Annotated in this window: 22 protein-coding genes; 6 read left to right on the top strand and 16 right to left on the bottom strand. The window is 40.5% G+C overall.

The annotated features are described in order from the left end of the window. Positions 1-109: 109 nt before the first annotated feature. The gene (locus tag M2369_RS10315; protein ID WP_017359400.1) at positions 110-388 is read right to left on the bottom strand and encodes a transcriptional regulator AbhA; all 279 of its coding nucleotides are present in this window, start codon (positions 386-388) and stop codon (positions 110-112) included. Between the two features lie 276 nt (positions 389-664). On the opposite strand from M2369_RS10315, the gene mreBH reads away from it, so the two are divergent. The 3 genes from mreBH (at position 665) to M2369_RS10300 (ending at position 3,217) form a co-directional block, all read left to right on the top strand. Further along, positions 665-1,672: a rod-share determining protein MreBH gene (gene mreBH / locus M2369_RS10310; protein ID WP_017359401.1), complete on the top strand. Its 1,008-nt coding sequence runs from the start codon at positions 665-667 to the stop codon at positions 1,670-1,672. Between the two features lie 74 nt (positions 1,673-1,746). Next, entirely contained in the window at positions 1,747-1,878 is a 132-nt protein-coding gene (locus tag M2369_RS10305) for a protein YkpC (protein ID WP_003210922.1), read from the top strand. A 106-nt stretch (positions 1,879-1,984) separates the two neighbouring features. Further along, entirely contained in the window at positions 1,985-3,217 is a 1,233-nt protein-coding gene (locus tag M2369_RS10300; protein ID WP_008345134.1) for an aminopeptidase, read from the top strand. Positions 3,218-3,257: 40 nt separating this feature from the next. On the opposite strand, the gene M2369_RS10295 is transcribed toward M2369_RS10300, so the two are convergent. Beyond that, positions 3,258-4,877: an ABC-F family ATP-binding cassette domain-containing protein gene (locus tag M2369_RS10295; protein WP_007498620.1), complete on the bottom strand. Its 1,620-nt coding sequence runs from the start codon at positions 4,875-4,877 to the stop codon at positions 3,258-3,260. Positions 4,878-5,021: 144 nt separating this feature from the next. On the opposite strand from M2369_RS10295, the gene M2369_RS10290 reads away from it, so the two are divergent. Then, positions 5,022-5,297, top strand: coding sequence for a hypothetical protein (locus M2369_RS10290; RefSeq protein WP_008345136.1), 276 nt, complete (start codon positions 5,022-5,024; stop codon positions 5,295-5,297). A gap of 63 nt (positions 5,298-5,360) precedes the next feature. On the opposite strand, the gene lepB is transcribed toward M2369_RS10290, so the two are convergent. The 8 genes from lepB to yknW form a co-directional block, all read right to left on the bottom strand. Next, positions 5,361-5,933 (bottom strand): signal peptidase I, encoded by a 573-nt coding sequence (lepB, locus tag M2369_RS10285; RefSeq protein ID WP_235701813.1) that lies wholly within the window; start codon positions 5,931-5,933, stop codon positions 5,361-5,363. A 210-nt stretch (positions 5,934-6,143) separates the two neighbouring features. After that, positions 6,144-8,036, bottom strand: coding sequence for a PTS fructose transporter subunit IIABC (locus tag M2369_RS10280; protein ID WP_008345139.1), 1,893 nt, complete (start codon positions 8,034-8,036; stop codon positions 6,144-6,146). A 13-nt stretch (positions 8,037-8,049) separates the two neighbouring features. Next, positions 8,050-8,961 (bottom strand): 1-phosphofructokinase, encoded by a 912-nt coding sequence (gene pfkB, locus M2369_RS10275; protein ID WP_057079601.1) that lies wholly within the window; start codon positions 8,959-8,961, stop codon positions 8,050-8,052. Then, positions 8,958-9,713 carry a DeoR/GlpR family DNA-binding transcription regulator gene (locus tag M2369_RS10270; RefSeq protein WP_024719553.1) on the bottom strand — a complete coding sequence of 252 codons (756 nt, stop codon included), beginning with the start codon at positions 9,711-9,713 and terminating at the stop codon, positions 8,958-8,960. The genes pfkB and M2369_RS10270 overlap by 4 nt, the downstream gene beginning before the upstream one ends. Before the next feature lie 335 nt (positions 9,714-10,048). Next, a complete protein-coding gene (locus M2369_RS10265) occupies positions 10,049-11,242 on the bottom strand; it encodes an ABC transporter permease (protein WP_178930107.1) in 1,194 nt (397 codons plus the stop codon). Beyond that, the gene (locus tag M2369_RS10260; protein WP_045034218.1) at positions 11,243-11,929 is read right to left on the bottom strand and encodes an ABC transporter ATP-binding protein; all 687 of its coding nucleotides are present in this window, start codon (positions 11,927-11,929) and stop codon (positions 11,243-11,245) included. It lies immediately after the preceding gene. After that, the gene (locus tag M2369_RS10255; RefSeq protein WP_259254150.1) at positions 11,926-13,032 is read right to left on the bottom strand and encodes an efflux RND transporter periplasmic adaptor subunit; all 1,107 of its coding nucleotides are present in this window, start codon (positions 13,030-13,032) and stop codon (positions 11,926-11,928) included. Before M2369_RS10255 ends, M2369_RS10260 begins: the two co-directional genes overlap by 4 nt. Before the next feature lie 20 nt (positions 13,033-13,052). Next, entirely contained in the window at positions 13,053-13,673 is a 621-nt protein-coding gene (gene yknW / locus M2369_RS10250) for a YknW family membrane protein (RefSeq protein ID WP_024719557.1), read from the bottom strand. A gap of 514 nt (positions 13,674-14,187) precedes the next feature. On the opposite strand from yknW, the gene M2369_RS10245 reads away from it, so the two are divergent. Then, positions 14,188-14,565, top strand: coding sequence for a Rok-like winged helix domain-containing protein (locus tag M2369_RS10245; protein WP_039168668.1), 378 nt, complete (start codon positions 14,188-14,190; stop codon positions 14,563-14,565). A 47-nt stretch (positions 14,566-14,612) separates the two neighbouring features. On the opposite strand, the gene moaD is transcribed toward M2369_RS10245, so the two are convergent. Genes moaD through M2369_RS10215 form a run of 6 tightly spaced genes read right to left on the bottom strand, consistent with a single transcriptional unit; the run spans position 14,613 to position 18,743 of the window. Beyond that, positions 14,613-14,846, bottom strand: a complete 234-nt coding sequence (gene moaD, locus M2369_RS10240; RefSeq protein WP_008345159.1) for a molybdopterin converting factor subunit 1 — start codon at positions 14,844-14,846, stop codon at positions 14,613-14,615. Further along, positions 14,839-15,330, bottom strand: a complete 492-nt coding sequence (locus M2369_RS10235) for a molybdenum cofactor biosynthesis protein MoaE (RefSeq protein ID WP_041092418.1) — start codon at positions 15,328-15,330, stop codon at positions 14,839-14,841. The genes moaD and M2369_RS10235 overlap by 8 nt, the downstream gene beginning before the upstream one ends. Then, a complete protein-coding gene (gene mobB, locus M2369_RS10230; protein ID WP_259254148.1) occupies positions 15,323-15,850 on the bottom strand; it encodes a molybdopterin-guanine dinucleotide biosynthesis protein B in 528 nt (175 codons plus the stop codon). Before mobB ends, M2369_RS10235 begins: the two co-directional genes overlap by 8 nt. Beyond that, positions 15,832-17,106, bottom strand: a complete 1,275-nt coding sequence (locus tag M2369_RS10225; RefSeq protein ID WP_259254147.1) for a molybdopterin molybdotransferase MoeA — start codon at positions 17,104-17,106, stop codon at positions 15,832-15,834. The genes mobB and M2369_RS10225 overlap by 19 nt, the downstream gene beginning before the upstream one ends. Before the next feature lie 9 nt (positions 17,107-17,115). Further along, the gene (locus M2369_RS10220; RefSeq protein ID WP_024719562.1) at positions 17,116-18,132 is read right to left on the bottom strand and encodes a MoeB/ThiF family adenylyltransferase; all 1,017 of its coding nucleotides are present in this window, start codon (positions 18,130-18,132) and stop codon (positions 17,116-17,118) included. Between the two features lie 29 nt (positions 18,133-18,161). Further along, entirely contained in the window at positions 18,162-18,743 is a 582-nt protein-coding gene (locus M2369_RS10215) for a molybdenum cofactor guanylyltransferase (protein ID WP_019743805.1), read from the bottom strand. Between the two features lie 83 nt (positions 18,744-18,826). Here M2369_RS10215 and M2369_RS10210 point away from each other — a divergent pair, with 83 nt between their 5' ends. Continuing rightward, positions 18,827-19,744, top strand: a complete 918-nt coding sequence (locus M2369_RS10210; protein WP_144678863.1) for a coiled-coil domain-containing protein — start codon at positions 18,827-18,829, stop codon at positions 19,742-19,744. Positions 19,745-19,877 lie beyond the last annotated feature (133 nt).

Raw genomic sequence — 19,877 nt, 5'->3', positions numbered from 1 at the left:
TTGTACCATTTTCCACTTATTTTTTGAGGGAGATGCGGCATTTTTAAGGAACTTTTTTAGAAAAAATAGCCTGCTCTCAGCACAATGGGAGAGAACAGGCTATTTTTATTTACTGCTGAAGGGCTTCTTGAAGCTCTTTTAGCAGTAGTTCTGCGCCTTCAGCGCTTAATGTAATTTGACCATTTCCATACTCGTGGTTCTCAGAAGTAATCTCACCAGTCATCAGGCAGACGCCCTCTGGCTGATATTTTTTCAAGACGATTTTATCTCCATCTATAAAAAATTCCATACTGTCTTTAATAGCGATATCAAGTGCTCTTCTCAATTCGATTGGCATCACAATACGCCCTAGTTCATCTACTTTTCTTACAACTCCGATAGATTTCAATTTCGTTCCCTCTTTCTTTCATTAGCTCAAGATCAATCTGTTTTTCACCAATTGATATATCGTAGACGTAAGAGATTCTTAAAAGGTTTCTCCTGCATAAAAATTTTTTTCAAAATCGAAAAACCAAAGGGAAAATTTATTGTGATTGTCAAAATGAGACTTGAATTTTACAGATTCATTTCAAGGTGATCACAAACCCCCACAAATGACCTCAACCCTCTGAACTTTTAAATGTAAAATTGTTTAAAACAGCAAAAATAGAGATTGGGTGAAAACATGTTTCAAAATGCCGAAATTGGAATTGATTTAGGAACAGCTAACATATTGGTTTACAGTAAAAATAAAGGAATTATTCTCAATGAACCATCCGTTGTGGCAGTAGATACGGAAACAAAAACTGTCCTTGCAGTGGGGTCAGAAGCAAAAGAGATGATTGGGAAAACACCTGGAAAAATTGTAGCGATCCGTCCGATGAAAGATGGTGTCATCGCTGATTATGATATGACAACCGATTTACTCAAACAAATTATGAAAAAAGCAGGAAAAAATATTGGGTTTACCTTTAGAAAGCCGACTGTGGTTGTTTGTACACCATCAGGTTCAACAGCTGTCGAACGCCGCGCGATCAGCGATGCTGTCAAAAATTGCGGAGCAAAGCATGTGCATTTAATTGAAGAACCCGTCGCAGCTGCAATCGGTGCTGATCTCCCGGTGGACGAGCCTGTTGCCAACGTCGTTGTAGATATTGGCGGAGGAACAACAGAGGTAGCGATCATTTCATTTGGCGGAGTTGTCTCTTGCCACTCGATCCGAATTGGCGGAGATCAACTGGATGAAGATATCATTACTTTTGTGAGAAAAAAATACAATTTACTGATTGGTGAACGGACAGCTGAACAGGTAAAAATGGAAATTGGTTATGGACTCATTGAACACGAACCTGAGTCATTAGAAGTTCGTGGACGCGACCTTGTCACAGGTCTTCCAAAAACAATTACACTTGAATCAACAGAAATTCAAGGTGCTATGCGAGAATCACTTCTTCATATTTTAGAGGCGATTCGGGCTACATTAGAAGACAGCCCTCCAGAACTGAGTGGTGATATCGTAGATCGTGGCGTCATTCTAACTGGCGGTGGTGCACTATTAAACGGCATTCAAGAATGGCTCTCTCAAGAAATTGTCGTCCCAGTTCATATCGCAGCAAATCCTCTTGAATCTGTCGCAATTGGAACAGGTCGTTCATTAGAAGTAATCGACAAATTGCAAAAAACATTAAAATAATCTTCATGTTCTACTTCTTTTTTCTTCATTTCGATCATATCGTGATGAATGGATAAACGTGAAGGAGGAAGAACATGTTGCTTGATTTAGGTAAACGGGTCGTTGTCACAGTCATTTTAACCGGTATTATTTTAGGAGGAATGAGCCTGTCGTTTTCACATATGCCCCCTTCTAATGCACAGCCTGTGAAACAACTGAACCGCTAAAAAAGCCGCACGAAAGCGGCTTTTTTATTTTGCTTCGGGACGGCTCCCCATTTTCCTTTTCGGTCTTAAATCTGATATGATGAACATGACTAAAGGAGGGTTTTTTATGAGTTCATTTGAAAAACAACTAGATCAATATGCAAAAACCATCGTTGAAGTAGGTGTAAATGTTCAAAGTGGTCAAGAAGTGGTCGTATCTGCGTTCACTGAATCTGTAGACCTTGTCCGTCTTGTGGCAAAACACGCATATGAGCGCGGAGCGAAAAACGTACATATCCGCTGGAGTGATGGTGTCCTGACCCGTTTAAAATATGAACATGCCCCACAAGATGTGTTTGAGCAATTTCCAGAATGGGAAGCACAGATGATGGAAACCATCGCAAAACGTGGCGGTGCTTTTATTACGATCTTGTCAGAAAGCCCTGATCTTCTAAGTGGCATTGACTCGAAAAAAATTGCTTCACAGCAAAAAGCTGCAGGTTCAGCACTTCATACATATCGTCAATACGTTCAATCTGACAAAGTTGCATGGACAGTCGTCGGTGCTGCATCAAAAGATTGGGCGAAAAAGATTTTCCCTGAGCATGCAGATGAAGAAGCTGTTGCATTATTATGGGATCAAATCTTTAAAGTCGCCCGCGCTGATCAGCCAGATCCTGTTGAAGCGTGGAAAAAGCATGATGAATCACTAAATGAAAAAGTAAAAGTATTAAATGAACGTCACTACCACAAGCTGCACTATGAAGCACCAGGTACAGATTTAACGATTGAACTTCCAGAGCAGCATATTTGGGTAGGTGCTGGCAGCGTGAGTGAACGCGGCGTATCATTCATGGCCAATATGCCGACAGAAGAGGTCTTTACCGTACCTAAAAAAGATGGTGTAAACGGGACTGTCTCTAGCACTAAGCCACTTAGTTATGCAGGAAACATTATCGATGAATTTACGTTAACCTTTGAAAATGGGCGTATTGTAGATGTGAAAGCCAAAGAGGGCGAAGACATTTTAACCTCTCTCGTTGAAACAGATGAAGGCTCACATTATCTAGGTGAGGTTGCCCTTGTACCAGATGATTCACCAATTTCTAACTCAAATATCCTCTATTACAATACACTTTACGATGAAAATGCATCCAATCACCTTGCCATCGGCAGCGGTTATGCATTTAATATCGAAGGCGGTAAAGAGATGAAACGTGAGGAATTAGACGCAGCTGGTGTGAACAGCAGTATTACACACGTCGATTTCATGATTGGTTCAAAGGAAATGAATATTGATGGGATCACAAAAGATGGTAAACGTGAACCGATTTTCCGAAATGGAAATTGGGCTTTTTAAAGAAAAAAGACATCCTCATGTGGATGTCTTTTCTTTATGTTTATGCATACAGTTCTTGTAGTCTTTTTTGAATTTCTTGATCTGATAAGAACTCATCATAAGTTGTTTGTTTATCAACGATGCCATTTGGCGTCACTTCGATAATACGGTTTGCAACTGTTTCAACAAACTGATGGTCATGAGATGAGAAGAGCATAGCCCCTTTAAAGCTCATTAGACCGTTATTCAGCGCTGTGATGGACTCTAGGTCTAAATGGTTCGTCGGCTCGTCTAACAGCAAAATATTCGCTCCAGACAGCATCATTTTTGATAACATACAACGAACCTTTTCTCCACCTGATAAGACGCTTGCTTTTTTCTTCACTTCTTCCCCAGAGAAAAGCATACGGCCTAAGAAACCACGCAGGAAGCTTTCACTTTGATCATTAGGAGAATATTGACGAAGCCAATCAACAAGATCTAAATCGCTTCCTTCAAAATATTCGCTGTTGTCTTTAGGGAAAAAGGCTTGAGATGTTGTCACGCCCCATTTAAACGTCCCGCTGTCTGGCTCCATTTCACCAGCAAGGATTTTAAATAAAGTAGAGACAGCAAGCTCATTACGGCTTAAGAACGCAATTTTATCCTCACGATTCATAATAAAGCTGACGTTATCCAGTACTTTTACACCGTCAATCGTTTTTGATAGACCTTCTACTTGAAGGACATCATTTCCGATTTCACGCTCTGGCGCAAAATGAACATAAGGATATTTACGAGAAGATGGTTTAATGTCATCTAGCGAAATCTTATCAAGCAATTTTTTTCTTGATGTCGCTTGCTTCGATTTAGATGCGTTCGCACTGAACCGAGCAACGAATTCTTGAAGCTGCTTAATCTGTTCTTCTTTTTTCTTGTTGGCATCCTGGCTGAGTTTTAATGCCAGCTGGCTTGATTCATACCAGAAATCATAGTTTCCGACATACACTTGAATTTTTCCAAAGTCAAGGTCTGCAATATGCGTACATACTTTGTTTAAGAAATGACGGTCATGCGATACGACGATGACGGTATTCTCAAAGTTAATGAGGAACTCTTCCAGCCACTGGATCGCTTGTAAGTCCAAGTGGTTCGTTGGCTCATCGAGAAGGAGAACGTCAGGTTTACCGAATAAAGCTTGTGCTAACAATACTTTTACCTTTTCAGATCCGCCAAGCTCAGACATTTTCTTCGATTGCAAGCTCTCTGGAATGCCAAGACCTTTTAATAAGATCGCAGCTTCACTTTCCGCTTCCCATCCGTTTAACTCAGCAAACTCACCTTCAAGCTCTGCTGCACGAATCCCGTCTTCATCTGAGAAATCAGGTTTCATATAAATCGCATCTTTTTCCTGCATCACATCATATAGACGTTTGTGACCCATGATGACGACTTTTAACACTTCAAACTCTTCGTATTCAAAGTGGTTCTGTTTTAAAATCGCTAAACGTTCACCAGGACTCATATGAACATCGCCCGTTTGAGCTTCAATTTCTCCAGAAAGAATCTTTAAGAACGTTGATTTACCAGCTCCATTGGCACCAATTAGTCCGTAGCAGTTGCCAGGAGTGAACTTAATATTTACTTCTTCAAATAATTTACGATCAGCAAATCGCAAACTAACATTATTCACTGCAATCATTTATTAATCCTCCATCACTCATTCATCAATATGAAGTATAACATGAATAGCGATTGATAGAAACGTCTCTCGCTAAGAACAAAGGCTTTTTGTCCAATATGGTATAATAAGTGGGAATGTTTTTGTTGAAGGAGTTCGGGCGATTTGAGATTACTCACACTCATGGAATACTGTTTATTGATTTTCTTTATGGGCATTTATTTATCGGCGACTGGCTTTAATGCAAGAGACTTTGGCCTTTATATTGGGCTTGTCCTCATTTACACACTGGTCCATATCTTTTCAAAACGCTTTTTACAAAAGCGCGGAAAAGACAATGTGAAAATTGGATTATTCCGTTCTGTTTTGGCGATTACTGGGTCCGTTTTCGCTTCTGTTTTGGCCATTGTCATCATTGTCACGATGCTCACACCAAATTAAAAACGACCCTACATGAAGGGTCGTCCATTCAAGCACCTTTCTTACGCATTGAGAAAGGTGTATTTATTGTGTTTGTCGAATATCGCCAAATGGGAAGAAAACAAATTCTGATGTGCCGACAATCCGATCCTTTTCAATGAGTCCGAGTCCATTTCGACTGTCCATAGAATTCAGTCTGTTGTCACCCATAACAAAGTAATCGTTTTTCGGTACTTTCACTGGACCAAAATCTCCTGTTAAATGTACCTCATACTCTTTGGCATGCGCCTTGTTCTCTTTTAAATAAGGCTCATCTACTTTTTTACCATTAATGTAAAGCGTATCATCCTTCATTTCAATCGTGTCGCCTGGAAGGCCGATCAATCGTTTGACATAATGAATTTTCTGACCGTCTTTTCCGTTAATAATCACGATGTCACCACGTTTGACTCCACCGAGATAGTTGATGGTTTTGTTAACAAACAGCTTTTCTCCATCATGAAGGGTTGGTTCCATTGACTCTCCTTCCACCACATACGGCTCAAAAATAAACGTACGGATGATGAGGACGAGGGCAAGTGCAATTAAAATGGCTTTGATCCATTCAAACAGAGAACTTTTCTTCTCTGTTTTGGCTTGTTTCCCATCAGATTGAATGTCATTTTCGTTTTGTTTGTTTTCTTCGTTCAAAATACTGCTTCCTCCTAAGACTTTCTGCTAAAAGACTTGAAACGCGAATTGAATAACTTTACTTTATCACATGTCATTTAAAAATTCACAAGACAACCATTCAATTAGATATTTTTTCCTAATTTGCTGATAATTAAACAAAAAGAAGCACCGCTCTTCACGATGCTTCTTTTCAAATTAAGCTTCTTGTCGGACTGGTTTTTTTAGAATTCCGAGAAGTAGCGCTGTAACAATGGCACCGATTAAGATGCTGATGATGTAAAGAACTGGATGGTTTGTTACCCAGAAAACGAATAGTCCGCCGTGCGGTGCAGGAAGCGTCACTCTAAAGAATTCTGTTAATCCACCTGCAACTGCTGCACCAATCACAGCTGAAGGAATGACGCGCAGAGGATCTGCCGCTGCAAACGGGATCGCCCCTTCCGTAATGAACGCAGCTCCCATGAAGTAACATGTAATACCTGCTTCACGGTCACGTTTAGAGAATTTGTTTCTAAAGATCGTTGTCGCTAGGGCAATTCCTAGAGGCGGCACCATTCCGCCTGCCATAATCGCAGCATGCGGTGCATAGTTGCCAGCAGCAATCATCGCAAGACCAAATGTGTAGGCCGCTTTGTTAATCGGACCACCCATATCAATGGCCATCATACCAGCTAAAATAATCCCCATTAATACAAGGTTTCCAGTACCAAGTGATTCAAGCCAGTGTGTTAAGCCGTCCATTACCATTTTAACAGGTGTGTTGACGATGTAATGCATGATAATCCCTGTAAAGAAAATACCGAACAATGGATAGAGCAGAACTGGTTTAATTCCATCGAGCGACTGTGGTACAAAAGTGAATACTTTTTTGAGTAGCACCACGATGTAACCAGCAAGGAAACCAGCAATCAATCCGCCTAAGAATCCAGCTCCTGCTGCAGAGGCCATGAATCCGCCAACCATACCTGGTGCGAAACCTGGACGGTCTGCAATACTCATTGCGATAAATCCAGCTAATACAGCAACGATTAAGGCAAGCGCATTATCTCCGCCAATTCCTTTTAAAACAGCTGCAAATGAATTGAAAGAAGGATCTTTAGGGTCAGCTGAGTTAATTCCCCAGAAGAATGAAATCGCAACGAGGATACCGCCCCCAACAACAAACGGAAGCATGTTGCTTACACCGCTCATTAAGTGCTTATAGAATCCACTTCTTCCCTTGCCTGATGATTCATTTTCATCTTTTGAAGAACTGCCGCCTGAACCTTTATAAATCGGCGCATCTTGATTGATGGCTTTTTCGATCAATTCTTGCGGACGGCGAATTCCAGCTGTCACAGGTACTTCAATGACATGTTTGCCTTTAAAGCGTTCCATTTCCACTTGTTTATCAGCTGCCACAATAATAGCTGGCGCTTCTTCAATTTCTTTTGCTGTCAGGGCATGTTTAATTCCACTAGAGCCGTTTGTCTCAACTTTAATGTCAACGCCCATTTCTTTTGCTTTTTCTTTCAAAGCATCTGCGGCCATAAATGTATGCGCGATGCCTGTTGGACAAGCTGTCACCGCTAAAATTTTAGCAGGTTTTCCCGGTGCAGCCGGTTCCTCTTTGACTTCCTCTTCTTCTTCATCGTCTTTATCATGTGTATTGATAATTTCAATGATTTCATCTTCAGTAGCCGCTTCAAGAAGCTGCTTTCGGATCTCTTCACGCATGAGAAGTGTGGATAAACGAGAAAGTGCTTCTAAATGCGTGTTGTTTGCGCCTTCAGTTGCTGCAATCATAAAGACAAGATGACTTGGCTGTCCGTCTAATGATTCATAATCTACACCAGCTGTTGAACGACCAAATGCAATAGCAGGTTCTTTCACACTTGCTGTTTTCGCATGAGGAATCGCAATTCCTTCTCCGATTCCCGTAGAGCTTTGTTTTTCACGATTAACAACAGCTGCTTTGTAGCCTTCTTTATCATTTAATTTACCAGCTGTATCTAATACAGTGACCAGTTCTTCAATAACGGCTTCTTTTTGCTGGCTGTCTAATTGAAGCTTAATCGTATGCTTCGTGAGTAGTTCTGTAATTTTCATGATGACTCCTCCTTTAAATGCGTGTGACTTTTACTTGTGGCAATAATGTATCGACAAGCTCTTTTGTTCCAAGTTCCTCAGAAAATGCTGTAGCACTTCCTGATGTGACGCCAAGCTTAAATGATTCTTCTATGGAAAGGCCTTTAGAAACGCCAGCTAAGAATCCTGCAACGACTGAATCACCTGCACCAACTGAGTTGATCAGCTTGCCTTTTGGAACATTAGATTGAAAGATCCCTTCCTTACTGAATAAGAGAGCGCCGTCTCCAGCCATAGATACAATGACATGTTCAGCACCTTGTTCCAACAGCTTTTTCCCATAAGGAATGGCTTCTTCTGCAGATGAAATACTGGTTTCAAACATTTCACCTAACTCATGATGGTTTGGTTTCATTAAGAATGGTTTCAGATCTGCTGCTTTTTTTAAGGCTTCTCCAGAAATATCAAGTACTACTCTTACCCCTTGCTTCGCACATACTTCAGCAATGCGCTCATATGTGTTATGAGGCAGCGAAGAAGGAATGCTGCCTGCTAATACAACGACATCGCCTTCTGTTAATGAAGTGAATTGGGATAAAAACGAATCGAACTGTGCTTCAGTAATACTTGGACCGAGCCCATTGATTTCCGTTTCTTCGCCTGTTTTTAGTTTCACATTGATACGTGTATCTTCTGGCACCTCATGAAAGGCTGTTTGTAATTGTTCGTTTTGTAAAAAGTCTTGAATATATTTGCCTGTAAAACCGCCAATGAATCCAAGTGCTTTTGATTCAACACCGTGCCGTTTTAAAAGCCTTGAGACATTGATTCCTTTACCACCTGGATATTTTTTGTCATAGGTTGAACGATTTAAACCGCCGACCGCAAAATCCTCCACGTGTACGATGTAATCAACTGATGGGTTTAAAGTAACTGTATAAATCATGTTTTCACTACCTTTATAACCGTTTTTTCATGGTAATTATCGAATGAATCCTCTTTTGCGTCGTTTGTGATAATGGTGGCTTCCTGTAAACTAGCAAAGGTTGAAAACGATATTTCGCCAAACTTTGAGGCATCTGTTAAAATGTAGGTTTTTTTCGCCTGCTTTATAGCTCTTTTTTTAATGAGCGCTTCTTCTGGATCAGGTGTTGTAAACCCTGCCTCGGGATGAATGCCGTTCGTCCCAACAAAGCTTTTGTCAAAACGGTAATTTTCCATAGCTGTCAAAGCTGCGGCTCCCACCATGGCTCCTGTTCGATGTTTCACTGATCCGCCTATCAGGTAAAAAGAAATGCCTTTTCTCATGAGTGCTTCAATGTGCATGACACCATTTGTCACCACCACGATATCTTGATCTGGATCGATAAAGTCAATCATTTGCTGTGTTGTCGTACCAGCATCTAAGTAAATACAATCGCCTTGTTTTAAAAGTGATGCAGCTGCCTCTGCAATCAATGACTTTTCATGAAGGTTTTTGGCAGATTTCTCAAACACATCTGGCTCAAGACGAATACTAGATATTTTAGCAGCTCCTCCATGAACTCTTTTAAGAAAACCTTTTTCTTCGAGGGCTGACAAATCTCTTCTAATTGTAGATTCAGACGCATCCGTCATAATCGTTAAGTCCTGTATTTTGATGACATCGTTTTCTTCTAAATAGTCGATAATGAGTTGATGTCTTTCTGGTGTTAGCATTGAAAACACCCCCTTTTGAAAACGTATTCATTTTGCGCGCACCTTTATTGTAATCGCTTTTTTCAACATTATCAATACAAAACAATCAAATACATTCAATAACTATCAAAATCTTTCACAATGGTCATCTTACCTTTATATGTACCATTTGTAAACTGAAAAATATGTGACATTGAGAAGAAAGTCATGATATTAGCATTTCTATCATTTTTCATTTCATTCAATTGAACGAAAAAAAGCCTTTATGCGTTTTGCATAAAGGCTTCAGGTGCGGAACAGCAGGCAACATATCTCGTTCTACCTTCTTGTCAGCACCTTGAACGTTAACTTTAGGATTATTCATATCTAAGTGATTCAATAGGATCGAGCCTCGCTGCTTTATTGGCAGGAATCAGTCCAAAAATAATACCAATGAGCATACTAAATAGGACGCCTCCACATACGATCTGCCACGATACAAGAGAAGGCCACCCTGCAAACAGTGACACAAGTGAAGCACCTCCTAAGCCAAGCGCGATTCCAAGTAACCCACCGATCAGTGTAAGAACGACAGACTCAATTAAAAACTGAACGAGTATTTGAATCCTAGTTGCCCCAAGTGCCTTTCGAATTCCGATTTCTCTTGTTCTTTCTGTGACAGATACGAGCATAATATTCATGACACCAATGCCGCCGACAAGTAATGAGATACCAGCAATTGAGCCAATGATTGTTGTCATAACAGACGTAATCTGACCAATGCCTGCTGCAATCTCTTCCAGATTGATCATTTCGTAAGCATCGTCTGTATGGTGATTTTCATTTAAGCGTGCAGCCGCACTCTTTCCTACTTCTTTCATTTGATCAACATGTGCAACTTGAATAGACAACTTATCATATTCTTTCACACCAAATGCAGTTGTCAGCATTGCAAAAGGGACATATATTTCATTCATATCAAATGAAAACAGCCCTTCCTGTTTTGCTAAAACCCCGATCACCTCAACCGGCTGTCCATTCATCCAAATCAACTCGCCTACTGCCTTCTCTCCATTAAACAATTCTTTTTGTATCCCTTCTGAAATAACAGCTGCCCTTCTTCCGCTCCTAAAATCGATTTCACGTAAGTCCTGTCCTTCTGCTATATGTAATGAATGTACATTCGTGTAGCCTTCATTAATCCCATTGACCGTTGCATCTATTGTTGTATCTTGGAATCTTAATTGCATGCCTTGTGCCGTGGAGGAGGCAACCTGTTTAACCCCATTCAATGCTTGAACACTTTGAATGTCTTCTTCAGTAAATGTGGTTTCAAATAACGCATTCGGATTCGCATTTAACTCCTCATCAGAGGGTGTATAGGTCATATCAATGGTATTGTTTGGCCCTGAAATTGATTCTTTCAGCATTTGCTCGCCGCCTTGACCGATGGCAACGACTGCAATCACCGAGCCAACCCCAATAATAATGCCAAGCATCGTTAAAATAGACCGCAATTTATGAGCAAGGACAGAATTCAGCGCTATTTTGATATTTTCAAAGAGTTTCATTCATTCGTCTCCTTGTATCAATCTATCTTGAGCGAGGCGTCCATCTCTTACAACGACTATCCGGTTTGTATACGCAGCTATTTCTTCTTCATGAGTAACGAGCACAACCGTTGTTCCTTCCTCATTGAGCTTTGTAAACTGTTCCATAATCGAGCCGCTCGTTTTTGAATCAAGAGCGCCTGTTGGTTCATCTGCCAAGATGAGCTCCGGCTCATTGACAATCGCACGTGCGATGGCTACTCTTTGCTTTTGACCCCCTGACAACTCGTTTGGCATATGCTTCATTCGATCTGCCAAACCAACCTTTTCAAGTGCCATTTCCGCACGTTCTTTTCTTTCCTTTTGACTGATACCAGCGTAAATCATCGGAAGTTCAACATTTCGCCTCGCATTTAATCTAGGCAGTAAATAAAATTGTTGAAAAACAAAACCAATGGATCGATTTCGAATCACTGCCAGTTCTTGATCCTTTGCTGCCGACAGCTCCATACCTTGAAAATGGTACTGTCCGGAGGTCGGGTGGTCCAAACAGCCAATGATATTCATTAACGTTGATTTTCCAGAACCGGACGGGCCCATAATGGACATATACTCGCCTTTACCAATGACGAGGTCCACTTCACTTAATACATCAAATGTCTCCTCAGCGACTTCGTAGCTTTTTGTCACGTTTGAAAGCTGAATCATTCAGCATTCACTTCCATTCCGTCATACATATCATCTGATGGCTCTGCAATGATTTGATCTTCTTTTGTTAAACCTTTCGTCACTTCAAGATCTTGACCTGACGTTTCACCTAATGTCACTTTTACTTTCTTCAGTGCATTCTTTTCAACAACATAAACGTATGAACCATCTTTGTCTTTTTTCACAGCTGTTTCAGGAATTGTGTGCACTTGACGCTTGTCCGTTTCAATTTCCATGATCATTTTAAAGCCTGGTTTTGCATCCGGCTTTTTCCCTTTTATTTCAATTTCGACTGGATATTGTACGGTTTGATCACTAGCAGCTGTTTCTGCTGTTGACTCGGCAGGCACAGCGCCCACTTTTTTCACCACTCCTTGCCAACTCTTTCCGCGAATGACATCAGACGTTACCTTTACTTTTTGTTTCTTTTTGACTTTCATAGCATCATACTCACTGATTAAGCCTCGTACAATCATTTTTTTCTCATTGCCAATATGGATTACCGGCTGTCTCTCTTCTAGCTTCCCTGCGCCAGCATCTTGCTCGATGGAGATGACTGTTCCTTCAATTTTGCTATGTATCGTTAAATCTTCTATTTGTGCCTTTACTTTTTCTTGGTTAAGCTCCGCTTGTTTTTGCTCTAATTCAGCAGCTTTGAGTTCGAGTTCAAGCTGATCTCGCTCGTTTTTCGAATCAGAGCCCGCCTTTTTTCCCTGATTTTCATCTAATGAATTGAGTCTATTTTGTAATTGTTCAAGCTTTAGTGTACTTGATTCAGCCGCAAGTGCTTGCTGCTGTTCTTCAAGCTCCAGTTCCTTATTTTCATATGTAAGGAGCGGTGTTCCAGCTTTCACTTTTTCTCCTTCTTTCACAGCGATATGATTCAGGCTTCCCTTCTCCTCTTCTGTATAAATAAATTGCTCCTCCGAGAATGAAAGTGTTCCAGGCGTCATCACCTTAGAAGTTATTTCTTTTGGTGTGAGTTTAACTGTTTTAAATGCTGCCGTAGACACAGGTTTTGATTGGTTTTTTGCAATGTTAAATCCAATAAATAAACCAATCACAATAATCAAAATGGATCCGATGATGATTTTCTTTCTCATAAAAACATTCTACCCCCAGCTTACTGCATGTTGATGGTGATCGTAGTTCCTACATATTGAAAAATTAAAGATAATACATAAAAGACACTCACAATAATCCAAGATATTCTTGGCGAAATGCGGCCGACCTTGATCAATAAAAAGCCTGTTAAAACAAGATTCCAGATCACAAAAAGGTCAATATTTCCTAACACAGCATGCCATGAACCAGACATTCGAATGAATGCGTTTAATGAGGTAATAGTGATATCTTTTGGCACATGAAACATGATGATCGCTAAATGAGAAATGATCGTACCAATGATCGTAATAGGTGTGATATAAAGCACACCTGAAAATAGCTGCTGAAACGTTGCATCACCTTTTGCTAAAAAGACGATGAACTTGTATACGGCAGTATTAATGACAATCCCAATGACCAAACCAATGAGCGTGATCACATAAACGAAAGGGATTGGTAAAATTAAATCTGCCCACATTCCTTCATTCACTAGCTGAGACAAATAAGTGACAACAACTGTTAATACAAGCACACATGATAAAGGCCACCAAACGAATGGCTGCTCCCACACTCTTTTTAAATGCTCTGATGGTCTTGTGCTTACGCCTATAATTGTGGGTTTTTGCGTTGTTTCTTTCATCAAATGTCATCCTCTCCATGTGCTGTAAGTATGGAAACGTTTTTTCATACTCTTGTTGTTTCTATTTTATCAAAAGATTGCCAATAAGTGATAGATCATTTGATTTTCTTATTTTCATAGTGATAGGATTGAATCTATTATTCTATTTTCATGAACGACATCCTTCAAATGATACTTGGACCGACCATATTCATATGAAAAAATCATGATTTTACTGACTGAAAAACATTTTATGAAGTCAACATGTCTTTCGGAATAAATATCCTTTTCCTTTGGATTCAGATGGTCTCAGTTAGACACAACAATTTTTTGTTAAAATATTCCTAGTAATTTCAATGAATCCCGGCTTTATAGGACTATGTTTAGCGCCTTTTATAGAACAGATGAGCCTTTAGTAACAATACTTTCATATTAAAAAAATAAAAATAAAAGGATTTTACTTGATCAAATGTTATTTTTTCATATAATGTAAAATAGAGGTAGGTTAAATGATAGTGGAAATGGAGTCAAGTGAATGTTAAGAGAAAAATTGAAACTGCAATTGATTTTACTTTATGAAAAGGAACAAGAAGCATGGCAATACTTTCGAAAGGAAAGAGAACTGATTTATCATGAGCTTAAATTACTTGATATGAAAGAGAGCAGACCTTCTAATGACAAAATATACTACGCAGCAAGGTGTGTAGATATTATTAAAGAAAAAAAGGGAAGCATTGTGAGCACAAAAGAATTAAAAGAACAGCTTCAAGCACGAACAGATTTCAATGTGAGACGAATCAGCGAATTGTATGATCTCATTCAACAGCTCGATCCTCACATTTCTAAAGCACGCCGGGGATGTTTTATTTACGAAGATCATACCCAAGTACCTCTACAATCTTTTCACACATAAAAAAATTGGTTACAGCCGCCGGCCATAACCAAGTCCTCTAATATCTATTATCCACCACTTACAGGAGGAATGAGTGCAACAGTGTCCCCGCTACGCACTTCAGCATTTCCCCTCGTATATATTTCGTTGACTGCAACCATCACGTTTTGTGCAGTATCAACACCATATACCTCCTGTAATTCTATTTTAATCTCATCAACCGTTGTTTGATCTTTTTGAATGATGATTTGTTGTTTACCGGCCTTCTCAGCAAGGCCGGCGAACAATAATACGCTAATCATGCCGCTTCCCTTCTTTCTCGTTAAGTTGGAGAGTACTAGGTTTTCCTTCCGGGTATGAAACGGTTTCAAGCTGATCACCTATCCAAGCCTCTCCATCTTCCCAGTATTCCTTTTTCCAAATAGGAACGATTTCCTTTATTCGTTCAATCGCATATTCATTGGCTTCGTATGCAGCTTTCCGATGAGGTGATGAAACAGCTATTGCCACTGCAATGTCACATATCTCAAGAGTGCCAATACGATGAACAATAGCAGCTTCTGTATCGGGCCAGCGTTTTTTAATTTCTTGTCCAATTTGACTCAACATATTTTCCGCCATTGGTATGTATGCTTCATATGTTAAACGCAGCGTTTTTTTGCCATTTGTCCATTCTCTTACCGTGCCTATGAATGTCGTAATGGCTCCCGCTTTGCGTCTTGTGACATGCTGAATCAATTCATTCACATCAATTGGCTCTTTTGTGATGTTAAAAAGTTCATTCATACGAGGCTTCCCCCTTCAATAAATTAAAAGCAAATGTGATCCCGCGCTTATCAAATGCTGAAAACACAGGAAACGGGTATTTCTCAGTGAATTGTATTTCTTTATTGAAATAAATGGCTGCTTGTATATGAGAAAGTGTTGAAAGATCAATGAGTTCCTGTTCGTCTTTGACACACAGGATTTTGCGGTAAGGCGCCTGTTTGTATCCTTCGATCAAGACGGCATCTAAAGGAAGATACTGACACATATTGAGTAGTTGTGCGAATGTCATATGCCCTATGAAAAAGTGACATTCACCTTCTCCCTCCACACCTGCGGCAAATGCCCCCGCTTGAACATATCGATCCGTATCTTTTTGTTTGAACAGACGGTCTGGCTTTCCACCATGTCCGTGATGTTTGAAGCAGCCTAGCTTCATTTCTTCTTCATCCGCCAGCTGACATAATTTTTCGATCAGCGTCGTTTTACCACTATTTTGATAGCCCACGACTTGTAGAATGTTTAATTTGTCATCCAACATGGAGCACCGCCTTCGTGGTGAAATAGCAGAACGCTGACCTGGTCACCTGCACTAAACCCTCTTGTTCCTCCGGGCAAAACAATGAAACAATCAGCATGAGCAATCGATGTCACCGCACTAGATTTATCAAGACCTGTTGGCGTCACACTCAGCTGGCTGCCAGCGAAATCAAGTGATGCTCTAACAAATCGTGTGAACGGATTGGCTTTTGGAAAATCATGTGTCAGCTTCGCCTCAGTAAAAACGGGAAATGGATTTTCTTTCAAACACCATTTATAAATGATCGGTTTGACAAATAGTTCAAAGCCAACAAAACAGGCAGCTGGATTTCCTGACAGCCCATAAAGCAATTGACCATTTGGCAACGCAGCAACGGTCGTCACACTTCCAGGTCTCATGGCGACTTTATTAAACAACACATCTGCACCTAGTTTTTCATAAATAGCAGGTAAAAAGTCAAAATCACCTACCGATACACCACCTGTTGTGATGAGCATATCAACTTTGCTTAAGGCTGCTTTTACGGCTTCATAGCTTTGATCAAAATCATCGGATACACCGCCTAAATCAAGCGGTTCTCCTCCAGCTTCAAGAACCTGGGCGTACACCATACTCAGGTTACTATTTCTAATTTTACCGTCCACCATGGCATCACTTACTTGTAGGAGCTCGGTGCCTGTTGAGATGATACCGATGACCGGTTTTTTGACGACCGGCACAACCGCATACCCGAACGTTGCCAATATCGCCGTCACGCCTGGGGTAACTTTTGAGCCTTTTTTGATCATGACTTTCCCTTTGAGGGTCTCTTCTCCTTGCCGAGAAATATTGTCTCCCTTTTTCAGAGGTCTTTTAAGTGACATCATTGATTTGCCGTCTTTTTTAAACGTTTTCGTCAATTCGAGCATGATCACAACATTTGCTCCTTTTGGAATCTTCGCTCCTGTCATGATGCGAATCGCTTGAAAAGGGCCGATCGTTTTTGCAGAAACAATACCTGCCCCTATATGATCAATGACCTCAAATTCAACCGGATGCTCGCTCGATGCATCCTTTGTATCTTCTGCTCGAAGTGCAAAACCATCATACGGAGAACGATCAAAGGCAGGAACATCGTGGTCTGCTAAAATATCTTCTGCAATATATCTTCCAAGGCTATTCTTTAAAGGAACCCATTCGACTTGTCCATGTTTTTGAAATTGGTGGACTTTCTTTACTGCCTCTTCTACTGGAATTGGCTGTCGTCTTTCCATCACTTCTCACTCCTATATGCCTAGCAGTCTTGCTAGTAATGAATTGGCTACTTTTTCATCATTTGTCCCATGGATTAATACACGTCCTCCTTTAAAACAAACGATACGGTGTCTTTCATAGCGTATATGAATTAAAAAATCGTTCACTTCCACCTCACAAATAGAGGACAGACGCTCTTTTACATGCTGAAATGAAAGGTTTTCTAAATCCTTCGATATGATTTGAACGGTGTCACGTCCGCAAAGAACCGCTGTTTTTTTGCGCTGTTCCTGTAAATATGGATACGTTCTATTTGTGCCGCAAGAAGGACAGCTCTCCTGCTTCGTACGAGATACATCCATTTTAAACGAAGACGACTGCCACAAATCAAACGTGACAAACTTTCGCTCCATTTGCTCTTCATGCCCTGTTAAATATTTTAATGCCTCTGTTTGCTGATAAGCCGACACCATTTGGACAGCAGGAGAAATAATACCAGCTGTATCACATGTCAAACCCCCAACAGGCATTGAGGTAAACACACAGGATAAGCAAGGTGTTTTGCCCGGCAAAATGGTCATATACATTCCCTGACTGCTCACACAGGCACCGTAAATCCAAGGCGTATTTGTTTCTAAAGATAAGTCATTCATCACCATTCTTGTCTCAAAATTATCAGTCGCATCAATGACGATATTTGCTTTTCGGAATAAAGGTCTTAACAGCTCTACTCCTGCATCTTCAATAAGAGCGTGAATGGTCACTTCATGGTTGATCTCTTGGAGACGTTTTTTAGCTGCTGCCGCTTTTGGCACATGCATCTTTGCATCGTATTCAGTGTACAGCTGCTGCCGCTGTAAATTTGAGAATTCGACATAATCACGATCTACAATCGTCAAAGTACCAATTCCTGAACGGACAAGCCCTTCAGCAGACGCTGTTCCAAGTGCACCAGCTCCAACAATAAGGACATGGCTTTCGGCAAGCGCAGACTGCCCTTTTTCCCCTACCGGAGTGAACAAGATTTGCCTTGAATATCGCTCGTTCAATATTGTTCTCTCCTCCTCGTTTTTATGTATCATATCATACCGTTTTCAGGTAAATCGCTTCTTTTATTGATATTGTGAAATTCATTTGGTGCCACGTTCAGTTCGTCGGCTGGAACAACCTGGACGTGAAGTTTTTGTAATAAGTCTTTGATAGCTAATTGATTCTCTTTTAAGCACGCAGAAATAAACGGAAGACTGCGGCGGTGATAAAGCGCAAATAACGGCTGTAATCTTTCCTGCACCATCGGGACCACAGCATCTACATGCTCATGGCAATAAGAAGATAAAGCGACGGCTGTCTCTTTTCGTATGAATGGCATATCACATGCCGTCACTAAATACCACTCTGCTTCTTGCTTTTGCATAGCGGTATATATGCCTGCAAGCGGGCCATACCCACGCACCTGTTCATCATCTAACCAAACAGCTTGTTCCCCTCTCGCTTTGAAAAAAGGCAGAAGCTTCGGGTGACTGATGATGATGGTTTCCCCTTTCAAAAGTTGCTCTTTCACATGTTCATATAGTGGTTTCCCCTGATAGACATGACTTGCCTTTGGCTCTCCAAAACGCCTAGAAGCACCTCCGGCTAGTATCACATTCACTATTCTCATCATCTCATCCCCTTTGATATGGTTGTTCTAATCGCACTCATTTCGCATACTTTATTGATAACATGAATAAGGAGGGTCTACCTATGAACCGGCGCCATGCTTCTCCCCTATTCCATGATCTGTCTCAAGAAAATCTATTTTTAAAAGCTGAAACGGCCAAATATCAACAGATGATTTCAGATTTACAGTCCACGTATACGTATGCTAAAAACAAGAAGCTATCTCAAGAATATCATGAGATGAAAAAGGATTTCACTCAATTAAAACAACAATTGGATGAAATGACCATTGACCAGGACGAAGCATCATCTAAAATACAGGATCTCTCTTATAGCAAATCGGAATTATTACATAAAATCGTCCTTCTTCATGAAATGCTGCAAAAGGAAACCTATCATAGACGAAAAGAAACAGAGGAAAAGCACCGATTGCATTTGAAGGTTGTAAAATATAAGGAAATGTCTCAGCAACTACAGGAGCGATTACTAGACCAAGATAAACAGCTTGCAAAAGAGGAGAAAAAAGGAAATACTTTATCCGCTGTGATTGAAAAACTGCAACAAACTCTAGGCGATAAAAACGCAGAGCTTCATTTATTACAAGAAGGCGTGCGGCATCTACAGGAGCGTTTTTATGAAACACAAGAAAAATTACTGCAAATCGAAAAAGCAAAAGAAGCCATTTTTTATGAAACACTCACGAGCTACCAAAAACAGTTAGCCGAAAGCGAGGAATGGATCGCTTCTCATTTTGCTGATATCGACCAGTCAGCCCAAACAAATGCCGAGCCGATCTCACAAGACCCTATTTTGCAAACAACCGAAGAAATAGGACCGATTTTGAAGAAACTAAACGAACAAGTAGAAACGCTCCAGGCAAAAGTTGATGCGGTGCAGCGGAGTGGAGAGGTCATGACAGTGAAGATCGATGGATTTAAAAAACAGCGCGACAACATGCCCAAAGAACGAAAGATTGTCTATACAGTTGATCAAAAAAAGTGATCAGTTCATCACGTACGCAAGAAAAAACTGCTGGCATTGGGACTGACCCCATAAGATGAGACAAATAAAAAACACCTTCAAGTTTGAAAACGGATCGTTGTGATCCGAAATAAAACATGGAGGTGTTTTTTCT

This window comes from Bacillus sp. JUb11 (assembly GCF_024807925.1).
Taxonomy (GTDB): Bacteria; Bacillota; Bacilli; order Bacillales; family Bacillaceae; genus Bacillus; species Bacillus altitudinis.
The sequence above is the reverse complement of the archived record's forward strand: the minus strand, read 5'-3'. Positions and strand labels throughout refer to the sequence as shown.